Below are 18677 nucleotides of genomic sequence, written 5' to 3'. Positions count from 1 at the left end.
ACGCCGCTCCAATGTCTTTCCGATCGAGCACCACATCGAGGGACGGCGAGCATTGGCTCATCATGACACGCTGTCGATGGCGAAACCGATGTGACGTCGGCCGTAAGGACGCTTCGAAGTTAGCGTCACGCGCCTTACCGCAGGATTACAGTCCGACGCAGACGATCCGGGCATCTCTTCGGTGCATGACCGGGAACAATTCCCGCGCGTTTGAACAGCCGGCTTCGACGTGATGGACGACGACGAGCCAGGCAGCGCGCTACTGCCCTCCACACGCCAACTGTTTCGCCTGCGCAGCGGCGATGTCGTTCCGTTTGAGCTACAGCGTCGGAAGCATCGACGTCCGCCGCATGCGCGCCCAGGAAATTGCGCAATTCCGCCGACGTGCGCGTGACAAGCCGAGCGTTGCACAGTTCGCCCAGTTCCGTGCGACGCGAAAGGAAATCGGCGGGCGGCGCGCTCGAATTGTTGTGCGGCTCCACAACCATCTGCTAGGGAGTGCGGCATCGCGCGATCAGCCGGTTGGGAGAGTGGGTGTCACTGACACGCGAACGAATCGAAGGGCTCGCGCCTGATCAGGCCTCACTCGCCGCAGCGCTGAAGCTGGTGAAGCCCGCCAACTGGCCGGTGCTGGCCGCGAGCAGCGATGCCGAGGTGCTGTGGGGCGAATGCCAGGGCTCCGGCGCGACACCGTATCGCGTGGTCACGGCAGCCGAAGGCAGCGGCTACAAATGCACCTGCCCCAGCCGCAAGTTTCCCTGCAAGCATGTGCTGGCGGTGCTGTGGCTGCGGGTCGACAAGCCGGAGCGGTTCGAGACCACCAGCCCGCCGCAATGGGTCGACGACTGGAGCGCGCGGCGGCGCGGCTCGAGCGGCCGCGCGCCGGGCAAGCCGAAGCCGGAGGGCGATGATGCGGGCGCGCCGCCTTCGCTCGATGCTGCGCTGGCAGAGACCGCGACGATTGCTCCCGCCGATCCAAAGGCTGCCGCGCGCGCCGAGGCCCAGCGCGAGCGCATCCGGGCCGAGCGCGAGGCCGCGATCCTCGCCGGGCTCGACGAGCTGGAGCGCTGGATCGCTGATCAGCTCAACCAGGGCCTTGCCGATTTCGCCACCCGCGCCGCATCCGCCACGCGCACGCTGTCGACACGGCTGGTCGATGCCAAGGCCGGCGGCCTCGCTGCGCGGCTCGATCAGCTCTCGTCCGAACTGTTTCGTGTCGGCGAGGAGCGCCGCGCCGATCTCGCCATCGAGCAACTCGGCGCGATGACCCTGATCGCCTCGGCCTACCGGCATCAGGACCGACTGCCGGCGCCGCTGCGCGAGGATGTCCGACGCGCGGTCGGCTGGTCGCTGCGCCGCGAGGAGCTGCTGGCGGATGCCGCGGCGCCGCGCGCAAGCAGCGTGTGGATCGTCGCCGCCAACCTGTCCGAGGTGCAGCCGGACAAGCTGCGCAGGCTCGAGACATGGCTCGTCAACACTGGCGATGACCTCAGCCAGCCGCGCGCCGCGGTGCTGGTCGATTTCGTGCCGGTGTCCGGCGGCGGCGCCGGATTTCCGTTCGCGCCCGGGGAGACCATCGACGGCGAGGTCGTGTTCTATCCGTCCGCCGCGCCGTTGCGCGGGCTGCTGGCGAGCCGCAAGACGGCGGCGACCGCGACCTGGCCGCGGCCGCTGCCGGGGCTCGCACCAGCGCTGCAGGACTACACCGCGCGGCTCGCCGCCCTGCCGTGGCTCGATCGCTGGCCGCTGCTGCTTGCGGGCGTCACGCTCCACACCGCCGGCAAGGGCGCGCTCGCCATCACCGACAAGGCCGGAGATGCGATCGCGGTGGAACGCAGCCAGTTCGACCAGCTGACCCCGCTGCTCGGCCTCGACGACCTGTCGCTGCTGTGTCTGTGGGACGGCCGCGTTGCGCAGGTGCTCGCCGCCGAAACGGCGCTCGGCCGCTGGCATCAAGAGGGCTGACGATGGCGAGCGCAATCGATCCCCAGAGCCATGCCCGCCTGCGCCAATCCTTCCTGCTTGGCCTGGCGCGGCAGCCCTTGACGACCCCGCCTGCGATCGCCGAGCTGTTGCCGCAAGGACGCGAGCCGGCGCTGCCGCTGCTGGCGCTGGCGGCGCAATGGCAGCGCTTTGCCGGCGCGACGGCGCCTGTCGCCGATCCCCTGGCGGATGCCGCCCTGCGGCTGCACCAGGACGCGCGGCCCATCCTGCCCGAACCGGCGCGGCGCGCGCTCAAGGCCTTGACGCGCAGCGTCGAGAAGTCGCTCGCGCCGAGCGCGTTGCCGCTCGCGCTGCGCCGGATCCAGGCCGCGGGCTGCCGGCCGCATCCGTTCGATCTGCCGGATCTCGTGCCGCACATCAAGGCCAACGCCGAGGACCAGGGCCTCGCCGAGCGCGCCTATCTGGCGCTGATCGCCTCCGACGCCGATGACGACGCGACGAAGGGCCTGTTCTTCGAACGCATCACCCTGGAGAACTGGACCACCTTCCCGAAGGCGCAGCGGCGCGCCTTCGTCGCGGAGCAGCGCCGCAACAATCCCGCCGACGGCCGCGCGCTGATCGAATCGGTGTGGAAGAGCGAGCCCGCGCCGGTCCGCGCTGCGCTGCTCGATGCGCTGATGGTCGGCCTCGGCCCCGATGACCAGCCGTTTCTGGAGAGCCTGAGCGCCGATCGCGCCGACAGCATCAAGCAGATCGCCGCACAGCTCCTCACGCGCATCGCCGAACGCGCCGAGCGCGGCACCCGACTCACCCAAGCCGCGGGATGCTTCCAGCGCGCGGGCTCGTTCCTCGCCAAGATCGGCCTCGGCTCGGCATCGACAGTGACCTTCAAGCTGCCGGCCGACGGCCTGAAATGGCAGGAGGCCGAGGCGTTGCGCGAGCGGCTGTTCGGCGGACTGCAACTGACCGCTCTCGCCGCGGCGGTCGGCGTGTCGCCCGAGGCGCTGATCGCGGCGCTGCCGCCATCCGAGCATCGCGTGCTCATGCTGTTGATGGATGCCGCCGCCGCCGAGGGCGACGACGACACCGTGCTGCGCATCATCGGCGCGCGCCTCTGCGGCGGTGACGCGCTGCACGGATATGCGCTGATGTCGCTCGCGGCGAAGGCCCGCCAGCCGCTCGCAGCGCAGGTTGCCGAACGCGTGCTTGTGTCGCCGGTCTGGCAGAAGGCGATCCAGGACCTCGCCGACGCGACGACGCCGGCCGCGCAGAAGGACGACGGCCGGCTGGTGCTGATGGCTGCGCTGATGCCGCGCGCGACGATGCCCGCCTTCATCGCCACGCTCACCCCGCTGTCCCCCGCCACCGCGCGGGCGGCCAAGGATTTCGCCGACCTCGTTCTCGCGTTGCCGACGTAACGCGCAATCAAAATGTCCGGAGCACACCCATGACAAATGCCGATGCGAGCCCGACCGACGGCCAGTTGCGCCGCTCCGCGGAAGCATTGCATGCCCACGAGCTCGAGGCGCTGGCGCAAGAGGACACGCGGGCGCGGCCGGCGCAGTGGCGGCTGTCGCCGCAGGCGGTCGTGACATATCTGATGGGCGGCCGCACCAAATCGGGGGTCGAGATCACGCCGAAATATATCGGCAACCGCCGGCTGATCGAGACCGCCGTGGCGACGCTCGCGACCGATCGCGCGCTGCTGATCCTGGGCGTGCCCGGCACCGCGAAATCGTGGGTCTCCGAGCATCTCGCCGCCGCGATCTCCGGCTCGTCCGAGCTGATCGTGCAATGCACGGCCGGCACCGACGAGAACCAGATCCGCTACGGCTGGAACTACGCGTTGCTGCTCGCCAAGGGCCCGTCGCGCGAAGCCATGGTGGCGACGCCCCTGATGCGCGCGATGGAGGCGGGACGGATCGTGCGCTTCGAGGAGCTGACGCGCATGCCGTCGGACGTGCAGGACACGCTGATCACGGTGCTGTCGGAGAAGCTGATGCCGATCGCGGAGATCAACGACGCCGTGCACGCCCGGCGCGGCTTCAACATGATCGCGACGGCGAATGCGCGCGACAAGGGCGTCAATGAATTGTCCTCGGCGCTGAAGCGGCGCTTCAATGTCGTGGTGCTGCCGCTGCCCGCCGACCTGGATGAAGAGGTCAAAATCGTCACCAAGCGCGTGGGCGAGATCGGCGGCGGGCTGGAGCTGCCGAAGATCGCGCCCGCCGACCAGGAGATCATGCGCATCGTCACGGTGTTCCGCGAGCTGCGGGACGGCCAGACGCTCGACGGCCGGCTCAAGCTGAAGTCGCCGTCCGGCTCGCTGTCGACGGCGGAGGCCATCGCGGTGACGATCGGCGCCTGGGCGGAGGCCGGCCATTTCGGCTCCGGCGTGATCGACGCGCAGAGCATGGCAGCGAACCTCGTCGGCGCCATCGTCAAGGATCCGGTGCAGGACAAGGTCGTGCTGCAGGAATATCTTGAAACCGTGGTGCGGGAGCGCAAGCCATGGGCCGATCTCTACGGCGCGATCCGCGAAGTGATGTGACGTGGCCGCAGCTTCGCCCGATCGCCTGCACCTCCTCGGCATCCGTCATCACGGACCCGGCTCGGCACGCGCCGTGCTGGCTGCGCTCGACGCGGCCGATCCCGCGGTCGTGCTGATCGAGGGACCGCCGGATGCCGATGAGCTGATCTCCTTCGCCGCATCGCCGGCGATGGTGCCGCCCATCGCCTTGCTGGTGCATGCGCAGGACGATGCGAGCAACGCCAGCTTCTTTCCGTTCGCGGTGTTCTCGCCGGAATGGCAGGCGATCCGCTGGGCGCTGGCGAAGCAGCGACCGGTCCGCTTCATCGATCTGCCGGCATCGCATCGGCTGGCCGAACGGGCCAAGGCGGCGAAGCCGGAGAGCGATGAAGGCAAGGCCACGCCGGAGGACGCCAACGCGGCTGCGCAGGAGCAGCCCGAGGCCACCGATCCGGAGCTGGCACAGATCCGGCGCGATCCGCTGGCCTATCTCGCGACGCTCGCCGGCTATGACGACAGCGAGTCCTGGTGGAACGCGATCGTCGAGCAGGGCACGCATGGACCGGAGATCTTTGCGGCGCTGGAAGCTGCCATCGCGGCGTTGCGCGAGACGATCGATCCCCTGCCCTATCAGCCGGCCGATGAAGCCCAGCGCGAGCTGCGCCGCGAAGCGCACATGCGCCTGGAAATCGCAGCGGCGCTGAGCGCGCAGGACGGCACGGTCGCCGTTATCTGCGGCGCCTGGCACGTGCCGGCGCTGCGCAAGAAGGTCGCGCTGAAGGATGATCGCGCATTGCTGAAGGGATTGCCGCAGATCAAGGTGACCGCGACGTGGGTGCCCTGGACCGAGACGCGGCTCGCCGCGAGCTCCGGCTATGGCGCCGGCGTGATCTCGCCCGGCTGGTACGCGCATCTCTGGCAAGGATTGCAGCACGGTCAGGTCGCCGCGCTCGACGCTACCGGCTTCACGACCCGCTGGCAGGCGCGCGTCGCCGAACTGTTGCGCCGGAATGGCCGGCCGGCATCGACGGCCTCCGTGATCGAAGCGTCCCGGCTCGCGATCACGCTGGCCGCGTTGCGTGACATCGCTTTGCCGGGACTGGCCGAGATGCGCGAGGCGAGCCTTGCCACGCTTTGCGAAGGCGAGACGGCGCCGTTCCGCCTGATCGAGCAGCAGCTCATCATCGGGCAACGTGTCGGCGAGATCGACGACAGCGTGCCGCAGATGCCGCTCGCCGCAGATCTCGCGCGCTGGCAACGCAAGCTGAAGCTGAAGCCCGAGGCGCTCGACAGCGACATCGCGCTCGACCTGCGCAGCGAGGCGGGGCTCGCCAAGTCGCAGCTCCTGCATCGCCTCGCCCTGATCCAGGTGCCGTGGGGACGGTTGCAGGGATCGGGGCAGAGCCGCGGCACCTTTCGCGAGAACTGGCGGCTGCGCTGGGAGCCGGAATTCTCGGTTCGTCTCGTCGAGGCGCTGGTGCACGGCACCACCGTCGCGCAGGCCGCAGGCAATGCCGCCGTCACCCACGCGCAGGCGGCGACCTCGTTGAACACCGTCGCGGACATCGTGCGCGGCTGTCTCGAAGCGGGTCTGGGCGAGGCGGCCGAGACGACGATCGCGCTGCTGCAGCAGCGCTCGGCCGCGACAAGCGATGTTGCCGATCTCACCGAGGCCGTGCCGCCGCTCGCCGAAATCCTGCGCTACGGCACCGCGCGGGCGCTGCCGACCGAGGCGCTGCGCCTGCTGGTGACCAGCCTCGTCGAGGCGATCTGTGCCGGCCTCGTCTATGCCTGCCGCAACCTGCAGGCCGACGTCGCCGCCGATCTGCGCGGCAGGCTGGCGCGGCTCGACGTCGCGATCGGGCTGATCGAGGATCGCGGCCTGCGCGACGGCTGGAGCCGCGCGCTGCTGCACGTCGCCGCCGATGCGACGGCGCATCCGCTGGTGAAGGGCCTGGCGAGCCGCCTGCTGTACGATCAGGGCATCGTCTCACCGGAGCAGACCGCGCTGGCACTGTCGCGCGCGCTCTCCCACAGCGTGCCGACCCTGGAGGCCGGCGACTGGCTCGACGGGTTTCTGGGCCAGAGCGGCCAGCTGCTGCTGCACGACCAGATGCTGCGCCGGATCATCGACGGCTGGCTGGCTGCGATCGACGACGAGGCGTTCAACAACCTGCTGCCGGTGATGCGCCGTGCCTTCGCGAGCTTCGACCGCAACGAGCGGCGGCGCCTGCTCGACGAGCTGGCCAGGCAACGGCCGCTGGCGGCATCGGCGTCGATCGATGCCACGCCGTTGCAGCCGCTCGCGCCGCTGCCGTCCCGTGCGGCCGGGTTCGACGCCGCCCTGCCCTTGCTGCTGACGATCCTGGGCGCCGACCGGCCGATGAAGGGTTGATCGACATGAGCAGTGATGCAGATGCCGAGCGAAACCGCCGCTGGCGCCTCGTGCTCGGCGGCGACGACCAGGCCGGCCTGTCCGATCGCGATCGGCGGCTCGATGCGGCGCTGGCCGGACTCTATGACGCCGGCTCCGGCGGCAAGCGCGGCGGCAGCCGACGTGGCGGCCTCGGCGGATCGGCGCCGCGTGTCGCGAGCTGGCTCGGCGACATCAGGGAGTTCTTTCCCGCGCCGGTCGTACAGGTGATCCAGAAGGACGCGTTCGAACGGCTCGGCCTGAAGGAGATGCTGCTGCAGCCGGAGTTTCTCGCCGCCCTCGAAGCCGACGTGCATCTCGTCGCCGACCTGATGGCGCTGCGCGCGGTGATGCCGGAGAAGACCAAGGCGACGGCGCGCCAAGTCGTCGCCAAGGTGGTGAAGGAGCTGATGGAAAAGCTCGATGCCCGCACCACCGAGACGATCCGCGGCGCGGTCGACCGCCGCCGCCGCACCCGCCGTCCGCGCGCCGGCGACATCGACTGGCCGCGCACGATCGGCAAGAACCTGCGCCATTGGCAGGCCGAGCATCGCACCATCGTGCCGGAGACATTGATCGGGCACGCGCGCGCCGCGCGCCGGACCAATCTGGAGGAGGTGATCCTGTGCGTCGATCAGTCGGGCTCGATGGGCACCTCCGTCGTCTACTCCTCGATCTTCGCCGCGGTGCTGGCCTCGATCCCGGCGATCGCGATGAAGCTCGTGGTATTCGACACCAACATCATCGACCTCACCGAGGAGCTGACCGATCCGGTCGAGGTGCTGTTCTCGGTGCAGCTCGGCGGCGGCACCGACATCAACCAGGCGCTGGCCTATTGCGAGCGCCTGGTCCGCGAGCCCGCGCGCACGCACATGGTGCTGATCAGCGATCTCATCGAGGGCGGCATCGCCGAGCAGATGCTGGCCCGCGCCAAGGCGCTGGTCTCGTCGGGCGTCAACCTGATCGTGCTGCTCGCGCTCAACGACGATGGCCGGCCGGCCTACGACGCCAAGCATGCCGCGATCCTGGCCTCGCTCGGCTGCCCGGTGTTCGCCTGCACGCCGCACCAGTTTCCCGAGCTGATGGCAACCGCGCTGAAGCGCCAGGACATCTGGTCGTGGGCCGCAGCGCAGGACATCAAGCTGGTGCGGCCGGAGGACGGTGATCAGGGCGTGTGAATGAAGCGCCTGGTTCTCATCTGCATCCTGCAACTCGGGCGCTATGCGGTCCTGCCCGTGGTCGGTTTGGCCGGCGGATTGCTGGTCATCTGGCTGATGCTCCTCGACGACTCCACGAGGATTGCGCTCTCGGCCTGCCACACGGCATCATGCCGGCCATGAACGACGCAGCACAGCGCGCCCACCGCGGCATCGGCCATTCGACCAATCTCGTCGGGCGTCCCTCCGCGTGGCTGGCGAGCTGTGCCTTCAACGACAGCGCGGTGCCGCTGCACATCTGGGGCGTCACGGAGATGAACCCCAGCCTGTTCACGATGCTCGATCAGGCCGAACATCTCGCCGAAGCCGGCGAAGCCTTCACCACCTACATGATGGCGATGTTCGGCCTCGATCCTGAGCAACGCGCCACGACGTCCGGCGGCCAGCGGCGTTTCCGCTCGTCCTTCCTGCGGCTGATCCAGGGCTGGGGCTTCGACAGCAACGGCCCGGAAGGCGCCGTGCTCAAGGGCTGGGTCGAGAGCCGGTTCGGCCTCGGTCCGTCCTACCACAAGGAGATCATCGAACGCGTGGCAAGCCGGGCCTGGACGACCTATGTCCAGGAGAAGATGTCGAGCCGCTTCCACAACAATGCAATCTGGGTGCAACTCGATCTGCTGTTCGAATTCTGCCAATGGGCGATCCGCCGCTTCGCCTTTCCGGACGAGACGCATCTGACGCTGCATCGCGGCGTCAATTCGTTCGACGAGCATTGGATCGTGGAGCAAACGACACGGCGCGAGGCGGTGGTCCGGCTCAACAACCTCGTCTCGTTCTCCTCCGACCGCGACACTGCGGGCTGCTTCGGCGACATGATTCTCACCGCGAGGATTCCCGTCAGCAAGATCGTGTTCTTCAACGGCCTGCTGTCGTCACATGCGCTGAAGGGCGAAGGCGAATACCTCGTGATCGGCGGCGACTACCGCGTGAGCGTCGACTATGTGTGAGCAGGCTCCGCATGACGCGCCTGATGTCGAGGAACGCGCGCTGGCGGCCATTCCTGCGCGCTGGCGCGACAGGCTCGACCGCGACGTGACGGCGGACATTCACGTGCAGGTGTCCCGGCTGCTGGAGATTGCGCGCGCTTCGGGCCTGATGTCTTGGAGCAAGGGCATCCAGACGTCGCAGAGTGTGCCGGCCGTGGCGGATCCGCTCCGACCGATCGTCGTCTCAGCCACGGCCCTCAATCGTTCTTCGCCAGCACCTCGCGCAGCGCGTCCGTCAGCCGCGCAAGCTCCGTCTCCGAGCCGATCGTGATGCGCAGATAGTTCGCGATCCGCGGGGCGGTGAAATGGCGGACGAGCACTGCGCGCTGGCGCAAGGCTGCGGACAGCGCCTGGCCGGAATGGTCCGGATGCCGGGCGAAGACGAAATTGGCGCTGGACGGCAGCACCTCGAAGCCGAGACGAACCAGCGCAGCGGTGAGGTCGGCGCGGTTCTTCATGATGACCGAGCGCGCCTGCTGGAAGTGCGCCTCGTCCTCGATCGCGGCGATCGCGCCGGCCTGGGCGGGCCGGCCGAGCGGGTAGGAGTTGAAGCTGTCCTTGACCCGCGTCAGGCCCTCGATCAGCGCGGCATCGCCGATCGCGTAGCCGACGCGGAGTCCTGCGAGCGCGCGCGATTTCGACATCGTCTGCACCACCAGCAGGTTGGGGTAGTCGCGGATCAACGGAATCGCGGTCTCGGCGCCGAAATCGACATAGGCCTCGTCGATGACGACGGCCGCGTCGCGACGCGCCGCCGCGAGTCGCGCGATCTCGGCGCTCGGCAGCGCGATGCCCGTCGGTGCGTTCGGATTGGCGATGATCACCGGGCCGGGGCGACCGACATAATCGTCGATACGCACGCGCATCTCGGCATTGAGCGGAACGGTCGTGTAGTCGATGCCGAGCAGGCGACAATACACGGGATAGAAGCTGTAGGTCACGTCGGGGAACAGCAGCGGCGCGGGTTGCTTCAGGAGCGCCGCGAAGGTGTGCGCGAGCACCTCGTCCGAGCCGTTGCCGACGAACACCTGCTCCGGTGAGACCTTGTGATAGGCCGCGAGCGCCTCGCGCAGCTGCGTTGCCTGCGGATCCGGATACAGCCGCAAGGTGTCGGCAGCGGCCGCCCGTATGGCCTCGATCGCCTTGGGCGAGGGTCCGAACGGGCTCTCATTGGTGTTGAGCTTGACCAGGCCCGGGATCTGCGGCTGCTCGCCGGGCACATAGGGCGACAGCCCATGAACGAGCTCTGACCAGAAGCGACTCACGATTGTTCTCCTGCGCACCCGAGATCCGCCGATCGACGCATCGATCGGAAGCGATGGTCGTGCGAACTGAACGTGGTGTGGATCATCGGCAAATGGCGCGCCCGGAACGATTCGAACGTCCGACCCTCAGATTCGTAGTCTGATGCTCTATCCAGCTGAGCTACGGGCGCGTTTTTCGCATTTGGCAGGCTCCGGGCCAGGGGCCGGATCCCGGAAGGCCGGAGCGGCAAACGCCGGCAGGCCTCGCGAAGGGCCCCTGACTAACGGCTCGGAGACCGCTTGGCAAGGCTGGAGCGGGACATTTTGCGACCATTTTTCCGCAGACGCGCCGGCACGGTTTGGCATGGCCGGAGCGGACGGGCTCGTTCCGACACGCCAGGAGTTCCGGGCTCGACGCCTGCGGCATCGCCCGCCGGAATGGCAGGTGGGCCGGTCCGGTTCAGGCGCTGGCGCGCTCGGTCCAGAAGGTCTGCAGCTCGACAGGGCGGTCAGGGATCGTGATTCGGAAGGTGGCCCCCAGGGTCCCTTCGACCAGTTGGATGTCGCCATCATGGGCCCGGACCAATTCGGCCGCGATCGCAAGGCCCAGCCCCGAGCCGCCCGGACGACCGGCACCGCGGAAGGCCTCGAACAGGTGCTCTCGCACCTTCGCCGGGACACCGGGACCCGTGTCCGAGACCTCCAGGATCGCCACCCCGCCCTCGCGGCGGCCAGTGATGCGGATCTGGCGCACGCCGGCATCCGCCGCGAGACTGTCCAGGGCCTGGGCGGCATTGCGCACCAGGTTGAGCAGCACGCGGAACAGCTGGTCGGGATCGGCATCGATCTTCAGCCCGCGCTCGATCGCAGCGATCCAGGTGATCGAGGCATCCGGCGACAGGCCAGCGGTCTCCCGCACCTCCGCGACGACGGGCTCGACCACCACCATGCGGCGGTCCGGCGCCGGCTCCTGCACCTTGCCGTAGGACAAGGTCGACTGGCAGAACGCGATGGCGCGCTCCAGCGAGCGCATCAGCTTCGGCGCGAAGCGCTGCACCCGCGGATCTGGCACGCTGGCGAGCTGGTCCGACAGCAGCTGCGACGAGGCCAGCAGGTTGCGCAGATCGTGATTGATCTTGGACACGGCGAGGCCGAGCGCGGCGAGCCGGCTCTTCTGATGCAGCATCGAGACGAGGTCGCGCTGCATGTCGGCAAGCTCGCGCTCGGCGACGCCGATCTCGTCGGAACGCTGGCTCGGCACGATGATTCGCGCCACGCTCTCCGGATTTTCGTGGAAGCCGACGAGGCTCGCGGTGAGGCGCCGCATCGGCCGCACGAACAGGAAATGCAGAGCAAGATAGACCAGCGCCGCGGTCAGCACCGCGAGCAGCAGCGACACGCCGAGCAGGTTGCGCGAGAACCGGTACATCGCCTTGCGCAGCGGCTTCTCGTCGGTGACCACCTCGATGAACTGGGCCCGGCCCGGCGCCGGCCCGATCACGCGCATGGTGTGATCGCCGGTCTCCGTCATCATCGTCAGCGAGTTCACGATCGACGACCACGCCGTCATGTCGCGCATGTCGAAGTCGTGGTCGATCGAGGCGGGCAGGTCGGCGCTCGCGAGCAGACGGCGCTGCTGGCCCATCTTGATGGCGACGCCGCGCGCGTTGATGGAGGTGAGGATCTGCCGCGCCAGCGAATCCGGCACCATGCCGGACGGTGCGGCGTCGAGCACCAGCGCAGCGGTATTGGCGGCCGCCAGGCGGTCGTTGAGCCGGTTGGTCCAGAAATTGGCGATCGCCGGCACGTAGATCAGCACCTCCGCGATCATCACCAGCGGAATGGTCAACAGCAGCAGCTTTCCAGACAAGCCGAGCCGGCGCGACCGTTTCGGTCGCAGACGCTCCAGGATTGGCTGGTTGTCGCTCTCGGTCACGTATCGCCCTTGTAAGAGACACCCCCACCCTTACGGGACCGCAAGATGGGACTGCACCGGAGTCCGGTCAAATTACGGATCGCTCATGTTCCGGTTTCCAAATCGTTCATAATGGAACCCAAAACTGCACGATCTCTGACATCTTCAACCCCGCCGCGCCGAGGCTATTCTTGCCTTCGTCTTGTGCGCAGGGTCTTGCGTTCTCGTCCTGCCTCGTGTCGTTCGCGACGCTGACCCGCGGCTGGTGACGAAGGTCTTTACGAGATCTCGGCGTCGTCGATCCCTGCACCGCCTATGACGCCTTGCCGCGATTGACGAAGGCGGGACGCTCCCTTATAAGCCGCGCCAACCGTCCGCGATGACCCGGCTCGCCCGGGAGCGGCTCGATTTCAGGGCCGGCAGCGGTCCATTTCGGGCCCGGAAGCATCACCGGACATCAATCGACATTTCAAGCAGGCAAGTTGTCAACTGGCAAATTGCCCGTCAGCGGAGAACGACCCGTGAAGCGGACTTATCAACCCAGCAAACTGGTGCGCAAGCGCCGTCACGGCTTCCGCGCCCGTCTCGCCACCACCGGCGGCCGCAAGGTCCTTGCCGCGCGTCGCGCCCGGGGCCGCAAGCGTCTCAGCGCCTGAAGCCAGGGCGTCTGTCCCGGAGATTTCCATCATGGATCGGCTACGGCAGCGGGCGGACTTCCTCGCCGTTGCCGATGGCGTGCGGGCGAACAGCCCTGCCTTCGTGGTCCAGCGCCGGGAACGGCCGGACCAGGGCCCGGTCCGGATCGGCTTTACCGTCACCAAGAAGAATGGCACCGCCACGGAGCGTAATCGCATCCGTCGGCGGTTGCGCGAGCTTGTGAAACGGCTCGATCCCTTGTCGATGCGGCCGCACAGTGACTACGTGCTGGTCGGCCGGCGGGATGCCCTGTCACGCGATTTCCAGACCATGCTCGCCGACCTCCAGGCGACGCTCCGCCGCCTCGACCGGCCGCAGGCCAAGCCGCAGCCGCGCAAGCTGAACCAGCAGAACGCTTCCGCTCCGGACGCGCATTCCCGCAAACCGGATTGAACGACGAGACGATAAGAAAACGATGACCGACAATCGCAACACCATCCTCGCCGTCATTCTATCCGGCCTCGTGCTGATCCTGTGGCAGGTCTTCTACAACGGCCCGCAGATGGAGAAGCAGCGCGCGCAGGCGCAGATGCAGGCCGAGCTCGCCAAGAAGCAGGCGCCGGCAACCCAGCCCGACAGCGCCGCGCCGTCAGCCACCCCGCAGCCGGGCGCGACCGCGACCGGCAGCCCGAGCGCGCCGGGCGGCGCCGTGACCAGCACCGGCGTGATGCCGCGCGACACCGCCATCGCCGCCACGCCGCGCGTCAAGATCGACACGCCGCGGCTGACCGGCAGCATCTCGCTCAAGGGCGCGCGGATCGACGATCTGGCCTTCGTGCAGTACCGCGAGACGGTCGATCCGAAATCGCCGGCGATCGTGCTGTTCTCGCCGTCCAACACCGCCGAACCCTATTACGCCGAGTTCGGCTGGGTGAACGCCGCCGGCGCCAAGGTGCAGGTGCCCGACCAGAACACGGTCTGGCAGCAGGACGGCTCGAATGCGCTGACGCCGTCGACCCCGGTGAAGCTGACCACCACCAACGGCGACGGCCTGACTTTCCAGCGCACCATTTCCGTCGACGACCACTATCTCTTCACCATCAAGGATGACGTCACCAATGCCGGCAACGCGCCGGTGACGCTGTATCCCTACGGCCTGATCTCGCGCCACGGCACGCCGCACGTGTCCGGCTACTACATCCTGCACGAAGGCCTGATCGGCTATCTCGGCGAGAAGGGCCTGCAGGAATTCACCTACAAGAAGATGGACGACGAGAAGGCGGCGAAGTTCGACGTCACCAATGGCTGGCTCGGCATCACCGACAAATATTGGGCGGCGGCGCTGCTGCCCATGACGGATGCCCGCCTGCAGGCGAACTATTCGTCGAAGCTGGTCGACAACCAGCATCGCTACCAGACGGACTATGTCGAGACCCCGCAGACGGTGCCGGCCGGCGGCTCGACCAGCGTCTCCACGCGGCTGTTCGCCGGCGCCAAGGAGGCCGGCGTCGTCGGCATCAATTTCCCGATCGGCGGCCTTGGCGGCTACAATCAGAAGCTCGCGCTCAACCATTTCGATCTGCTGATCGACTGGGGCTGGTTCTACTTCCTGACCAAGCCGATGTTCCTGGCGCTCGACTTCTTCTTCCGCTTCTTCGGCAATTTCGGCATCTCGATCCTGCTGGTGACGGTGCTGGTGAAGCTCCTGTTCTTCCCGCTCGCCAACAAGTCCTATGCCTCGATGGCGAAGATGAAGGCGATCCAGCCGCAGCTCCAGGCGCTCAAGGAGCGCTATCCGGACGACCGGATGAAGCAGCAGCAGGAAATGATGGAGATCTACAAGAAGGAGAAGATCAACCCGGTCGCCGGCTGTCTTCCGGTCGTGCTGCAGATCCCGGTGTTCTTCTCGCTCTACAAGGTGCTTTTCGTCACCATCGAGATGCGGCATGCGCCGTTCTATGGCTGGATCAAGGACCTCTCGGCGCCGGATCCGACCAATCTGTTCACGCTGTTCGGGCTGCTGCATTTCGATCCGACCCAGCTGCCGGTGTTCGGCCATTACCTCGCGCTCGGCATCTGGCCGATCATCATGGGCATCACGATGTGGTTCCAGATGAAGCTGAACCCGACGCCGCCCGATCCGACCCAGGCGATGATCTTCAACTGGATGCCGCTGATCTTCACCTTCATGCTCGCGGGCTTCCCGGCCGGTCTCGTGATCTACTGGGCCTGGAACAACACGCTGTCGGTGCTGCAGCAGAGTTTCATCATGCGCCGCAATGGCGTGAAAGTGGAGTTGTTCGACAACATCCGCGGCACGTTTAAAAAAAAAGCGGCGTGACGACTAAGGCGGCGTGAGAAAGTCGGCGGCGCCGGTGGCGGCCGTCATTGCGAGGAGCGCAGCGACGAAGCAATCTAGAATCCTTGCTCAGCCCTGGATTGCTTCGCTTCGCTCGCAATGACGAGGCGAGAGCGTTTCATGACCACCAGCGCCGATGCGGATGAGCGGCTGATCGAAAAGGGCCGCAAGCTGTTCGCGCAGGCATGGCGGTTCACCCATGCCTCGCCGTCGATCGAAAGCCTGCCGCCGATGGGGGCGATCGAGGTCGCTTTCGCCGGCCGCTCCAATGTCGGCAAATCCAGCCTGATCAACGCGCTGACCGGCCAGAACGCGCTGGCGCGCACCTCGCATACGCCGGGCCGCACCCAGGAGCTGATCTTCTTCGAGGGGCCCGAGCATGCGCCGCTGCGGCTGGTCGACATGCCCGGCTATGGCTATGCCGCCGCGGCGAAGACCAAGGTCGCGTCCTGGACCGAGCTGATCCACAAATTCCTGCTCGGCCGCGCCTCGCTCGCCCGCGTCTATGTGCTGATCGATGCCCGTCATGGGCTGAAGGAAGTCGATCAGGAGATCCTCAAGACGCTGGACCGGTCCGCCGTCAGCTATCAGCTCGTCCTGACCAAGGCCGATCAGATCAAGCCGGCCGAGCTCGCAAGCCGGATCGCCGAGACCGAAGCCGCGCTCGCCAAGCATCCGGCGGCGTTCCCGCAGGTGCTGGCGACGTCGTCACGATCCGGCACCGGCATGCCGGAGCTGCGCGCCGCCATGGTGCGGCTGCTGGAAGAGCGGAGCACATGATGACGCCGTGGCGAATCCTGGTCGCAATGGCCGGGCTGATGGGCGCCGCCGGCGTCGCGCTGGCGGCCAAGGCCGCGCACGATCCCGATGCATCCCGGCTCGCGACCGCCTCGACCATGCTGCTGTTCCATGCCTGCGCCCTGCTCGGCACCATCGCGCTGGCCGAACGCGGCGTCGTCGCGAGGCGCATCGGCCTGGCCACGGCGATCGGCTTCGTGCTCGGCCCAGCCCTGTTCGCGGGCGACCTCCTGATGCGGCAGTTCACCGGCGACCGGCTGTTTCCGTTCGCAGCACCGATCGGCGGCAGCCTGCAGATCGCGAGCTGGCTCGCACTCGCGGTCTGCGCGCTGTGGCCGCGGCGGGCCTGATCCGGCGCTTTGCGCCGCGGGCTCCAATCGGCTAGAACGCGGCGCGACGCCCCTGACAGCCGAGACCTCCCAGACATGACCGACGCGACCACCATCAGCCCGCTCGATCAGGCCCGCATCCTGTCCGAAGCACTCCCGCACATGCAGGAGTATGACGACGAAACCATCGTCATCAAATATGGCGGCCACGCCATGGGTGACGAGGACACCGCGAAGGCGTTTGCGCGCGACATCGTGCTGCTCGAGCAGACCGCGATCAACCCGGTGGTGGTGCATGGCGGCGGGCCGCAGATCGCGACCATGCTCAAGCGCCTCGGCATCGTCTCGGAATTCGCGGCCGGCCTGCGCATCACCGATGCCGCGACCATCGAGATCGTCGAGATGGTGCTGGCCGGCTCGATCAACAAGCAGCTGGTCGGTTACATCAACGAGGCTGGCGGCAAGGCCGTCGGGCTGTGCGGCAAGGACGGCAACATGGTGCGCGCGGTCAAGGCGACCCGCACCATGGTCGATCCCGACAGCCACATCGAGAAGGTGGTCGATCTCGGCTTCGTCGGCGAGCCGGACAAGGTCGATCTCACGCTGCTGAACCAGCTGATCGGCTACGAGCTGATCCCGGTGCTGGCGCCGCTCGCGACCTCGAAGGAGGGCCAGACCTTCAACGTCAATGCCGACACCTTCGCCGGCGCCGTCGCCGGCGCGCTGAAGGCCAAGCGGCTGCTGCTGCTGACCGACGTGCCCGGCGTGCTCGACAAGTCGAAGAAGCTGATCCCGGAAATCTCGATCAAGGACGCGCGCAAGCTGATCGCCGACGGCACCATCTCCGGCGGTATGATCCCCAAGGTCGAGACCTGCATCTACGCGCTCGAGCAGGGCGTGCAGGGCGTCGTCATCCTCGACGGCAAGGTGTCGCACGCGGTGCTGCTCGAGCTGTTCACCAACCAGGGCACGGGCACGCTGATCCACAAGTGATGGGCACGGCCGCCACCACATTAAAGGTCGTCATGCCCGGGCTTGACCCGCCTGCGCGGCCGAAGCCGCTTCGGCGCGGCGAAGGCCCGGGCATCCACGCCTTACTCTCTGGTGCTCGCAAAAAGATGGATGGCCGGGTCAAGCCCGGCCATGACGGCGGAGAGGGAGGTGGACGAGCGAAGTCCATCCTGGCGCGCGCTTTACTTGCCCTAACGGTCCTCCTTCCGCTCCTCGCCTTCACCACCCCTGCCCGCGCCGACCTCAAGCTCTGCAATCGCATGAGCTACGTTGTGGAGGCCGCAATCGGCATCGACGAGAAGGCGGCGACCGCAACGCGCGGCTGGTTCCGGCTCGATCCGGCGACCTGCCGCGTGGTGCTGCAGGGGACGCTGACGGCGGACCGCATCCTCCTCCATGCGCGCGCGCTCAGCCTGTATGGCGCGTCGCCGCTCGCCGAGAACGGCAACGACCAGCTGTGCGTGGCGCCCGACAATTTCGTCATCGCCGCCGCCCGGCAGTGCCGCACCGGGCAGACGCCGGCGGCCTTCACACAGGTCACGCCGAGCAAGACCGATGACGGCACCCTGATCGCCTATCTCGCCGAGAGCGCCGAATATGACGACGAGCAGGCGCGGCTCGCCGGCATCCAGCGGCTGCTCGGCATCGCCGGCTATGACGCCTCACCGATCGACGGCGTCGACGGACCGAAGACGCAGGCCGCGCTCGCCGCCTTTCTGAAGAGCCGAGGCCTGTCCTCCGATGTCGTCTCGCAGCCGACGTTCTTCGCCACGATGGTGGACGCGGTACAGACACCGTCGCCGACCGGCCTGACCTGGTGCAACGACACACCTCACAAGGTGATGGCCGCGGTCGGCACCGACGACGGCCGGACTGTCGTCAGCCGCGGCTGGTACCGCATCGATGCCGGCAAGTGCCTGCATCCCGACATCACCGGACAGCCGAAGAAGGTCTACAGCTTCGCCGAGGCAGTCGACGATGAGAACCGCACCATCAAGCTGAAGAACAAGCCGCTGAACTGGGGCGGCCTGGTGCAGCTCTGCACCCGCGAGAACAAGTTCGAGACCTCCGAGCAGGGCGACTGCCCGAGCCGCGGCTTCGCGGCCACCGGCTTCACTTCGGTCGACATCACCCGCGGCGGCAAGACGCTGCGGTTTGCGTTGCCGTGATGGACGCATCGATGAGTCCCGGGATACCGCAACAAATTCCGCCGTCATCCCGGCGAACGCCGGGATCCATAGCCACCGGCCGTGGTTTGGGCCGCCAGCGTCAGCCATCCTGCCTCAAGACAGATCACG

At 67.6% G+C, this 18677-nt stretch carries 16 protein-coding genes and 1 tRNA gene; 14 read left to right on the top strand and 3 right to left on the bottom strand.

What is annotated here, in order from left to right:
• The first annotated feature begins 534 nt into the window (after positions 1-534).
• The 7 genes from ACQR10_RS15305 to ACQR10_RS15275 are packed head-to-tail and all read left to right on the top strand — an operon-like array spanning position 535 to position 9048.
• Positions 535-1965, top strand: coding sequence for an SWIM zinc finger family protein (locus ACQR10_RS15305; protein ID WP_316216722.1), 1431 nt, complete (start codon positions 535-537; stop codon positions 1963-1965).
• A gap of 2 nt (positions 1966-1967) precedes the next feature.
• Positions 1968-3362: a DUF5691 domain-containing protein gene (locus ACQR10_RS15300; RefSeq protein ID WP_316216723.1), complete on the top strand. Its 1395-nt coding sequence runs from the start codon at positions 1968-1970 to the stop codon at positions 3360-3362.
• A gap of 29 nt (positions 3363-3391) precedes the next feature.
• Entirely contained in the window at positions 3392-4495 is a 1104-nt protein-coding gene (locus ACQR10_RS15295) for an ATP-binding protein (RefSeq protein ID WP_315800464.1), read from the top strand.
• 1 nt (position 4496) lies between these two features.
• The gene (locus tag ACQR10_RS15290; RefSeq protein WP_316216724.1) at positions 4497-6869 is read left to right on the top strand and encodes a DUF5682 family protein; all 2373 of its coding nucleotides are present in this window, start codon (positions 4497-4499) and stop codon (positions 6867-6869) included.
• Between the two features lie 5 nt (positions 6870-6874).
• On the top strand, positions 6875-8065 hold the full coding sequence (locus ACQR10_RS15285; RefSeq protein WP_316216725.1) for a vWA domain-containing protein: 1191 nt from the start codon (positions 6875-6877) through the stop codon (positions 8063-8065).
• Positions 8066-8227 carry a hypothetical protein gene (locus ACQR10_RS15280; RefSeq protein WP_315800467.1) on the top strand — a complete coding sequence of 54 codons (162 nt, stop codon included), beginning with the start codon at positions 8066-8068 and terminating at the stop codon, positions 8225-8227. It abuts the gene before it with no gap.
• On the top strand, positions 8224-9048 hold the full coding sequence (locus ACQR10_RS15275; protein WP_410051421.1) for an NAD(+)--dinitrogen-reductase ADP-D-ribosyltransferase: 825 nt from the start codon (positions 8224-8226) through the stop codon (positions 9046-9048). The genes ACQR10_RS15280 and ACQR10_RS15275 overlap by 4 nt, the downstream gene beginning before the upstream one ends.
• A 236-nt stretch (positions 9049-9284) precedes the next feature.
• Here the strand turns inward: ACQR10_RS15275 and hisC are convergent, their stop codons facing one another.
• The 3 genes from hisC to ACQR10_RS15260 all read right to left on the bottom strand — a co-directional run bounded on the left by hisC (position 9285) and on the right by ACQR10_RS15260 (position 12267).
• The gene (gene hisC, locus ACQR10_RS15270) at positions 9285-10352 is read right to left on the bottom strand and encodes a histidinol-phosphate transaminase (protein ID WP_316216726.1); all 1068 of its coding nucleotides are present in this window, start codon (positions 10350-10352) and stop codon (positions 9285-9287) included.
• Positions 10353-10445: 93 nt separating this feature from the next.
• Positions 10446-10522: transfer RNA gene (locus tag ACQR10_RS15265), tRNA-Arg, on the bottom strand.
• Positions 10523-10791: 269 nt separating this feature from the next.
• Positions 10792-12267 carry a sensor histidine kinase gene (locus ACQR10_RS15260; protein WP_315715364.1) on the bottom strand — a complete coding sequence of 492 codons (1476 nt, stop codon included), beginning with the start codon at positions 12265-12267 and terminating at the stop codon, positions 10792-10794.
• 500 nt (positions 12268-12767) lie between these two features.
• Between ACQR10_RS15260 and rpmH the strand changes: the two genes are divergently transcribed.
• The 7 genes from rpmH (at position 12768) to ACQR10_RS15225 (ending at position 18548) form a co-directional block, all read left to right on the top strand.
• On the top strand, positions 12768-12902 hold the full coding sequence (gene rpmH, locus ACQR10_RS15255) for a 50S ribosomal protein L34 (protein ID WP_006609582.1): 135 nt from the start codon (positions 12768-12770) through the stop codon (positions 12900-12902).
• A 31-nt stretch (positions 12903-12933) separates the two neighbouring features.
• A complete protein-coding gene (rnpA, locus tag ACQR10_RS15250; protein WP_315800470.1) occupies positions 12934-13335 on the top strand; it encodes a ribonuclease P protein component in 402 nt (133 codons plus the stop codon).
• 22 nt (positions 13336-13357) lie between these two features.
• Positions 13358-15223, top strand: coding sequence for a membrane protein insertase YidC (gene yidC / locus ACQR10_RS15245; RefSeq protein WP_316216727.1), 1866 nt, complete (start codon positions 13358-13360; stop codon positions 15221-15223).
• Positions 15224-15361: 138 nt separating this feature from the next.
• Positions 15362-16021 (top strand): ribosome biogenesis GTP-binding protein YihA/YsxC, encoded by a 660-nt coding sequence (gene yihA / locus ACQR10_RS15240; RefSeq protein WP_316216728.1) that lies wholly within the window; start codon positions 15362-15364, stop codon positions 16019-16021.
• A complete protein-coding gene (locus ACQR10_RS15235) occupies positions 16018-16389 on the top strand; it encodes a DUF423 domain-containing protein (RefSeq protein ID WP_316183285.1) in 372 nt (123 codons plus the stop codon). The genes yihA and ACQR10_RS15235 overlap by 4 nt, the downstream gene beginning before the upstream one ends.
• 75 nt (positions 16390-16464) lie before the next feature.
• On the top strand, positions 16465-17361 hold the full coding sequence (gene argB / locus ACQR10_RS15230) for an acetylglutamate kinase (protein ID WP_315800474.1): 897 nt from the start codon (positions 16465-16467) through the stop codon (positions 17359-17361).
• A 125-nt stretch (positions 17362-17486) separates the two neighbouring features.
• The gene (locus ACQR10_RS15225) at positions 17487-18548 is read left to right on the top strand and encodes a DUF1036 domain-containing protein (RefSeq protein ID WP_316216729.1); all 1062 of its coding nucleotides are present in this window, start codon (positions 17487-17489) and stop codon (positions 18546-18548) included.
• Positions 18549-18677 lie beyond the last annotated feature (129 nt).

This window comes from Bradyrhizobium sp. HKCCYLRH2060, from assembly GCF_051168135.1.
Taxonomy (GTDB): Bacteria; Pseudomonadota; Alphaproteobacteria; order Rhizobiales; family Xanthobacteraceae; genus Bradyrhizobium.
This window is presented reverse-complemented; position numbering and strand designations above follow the sequence as displayed.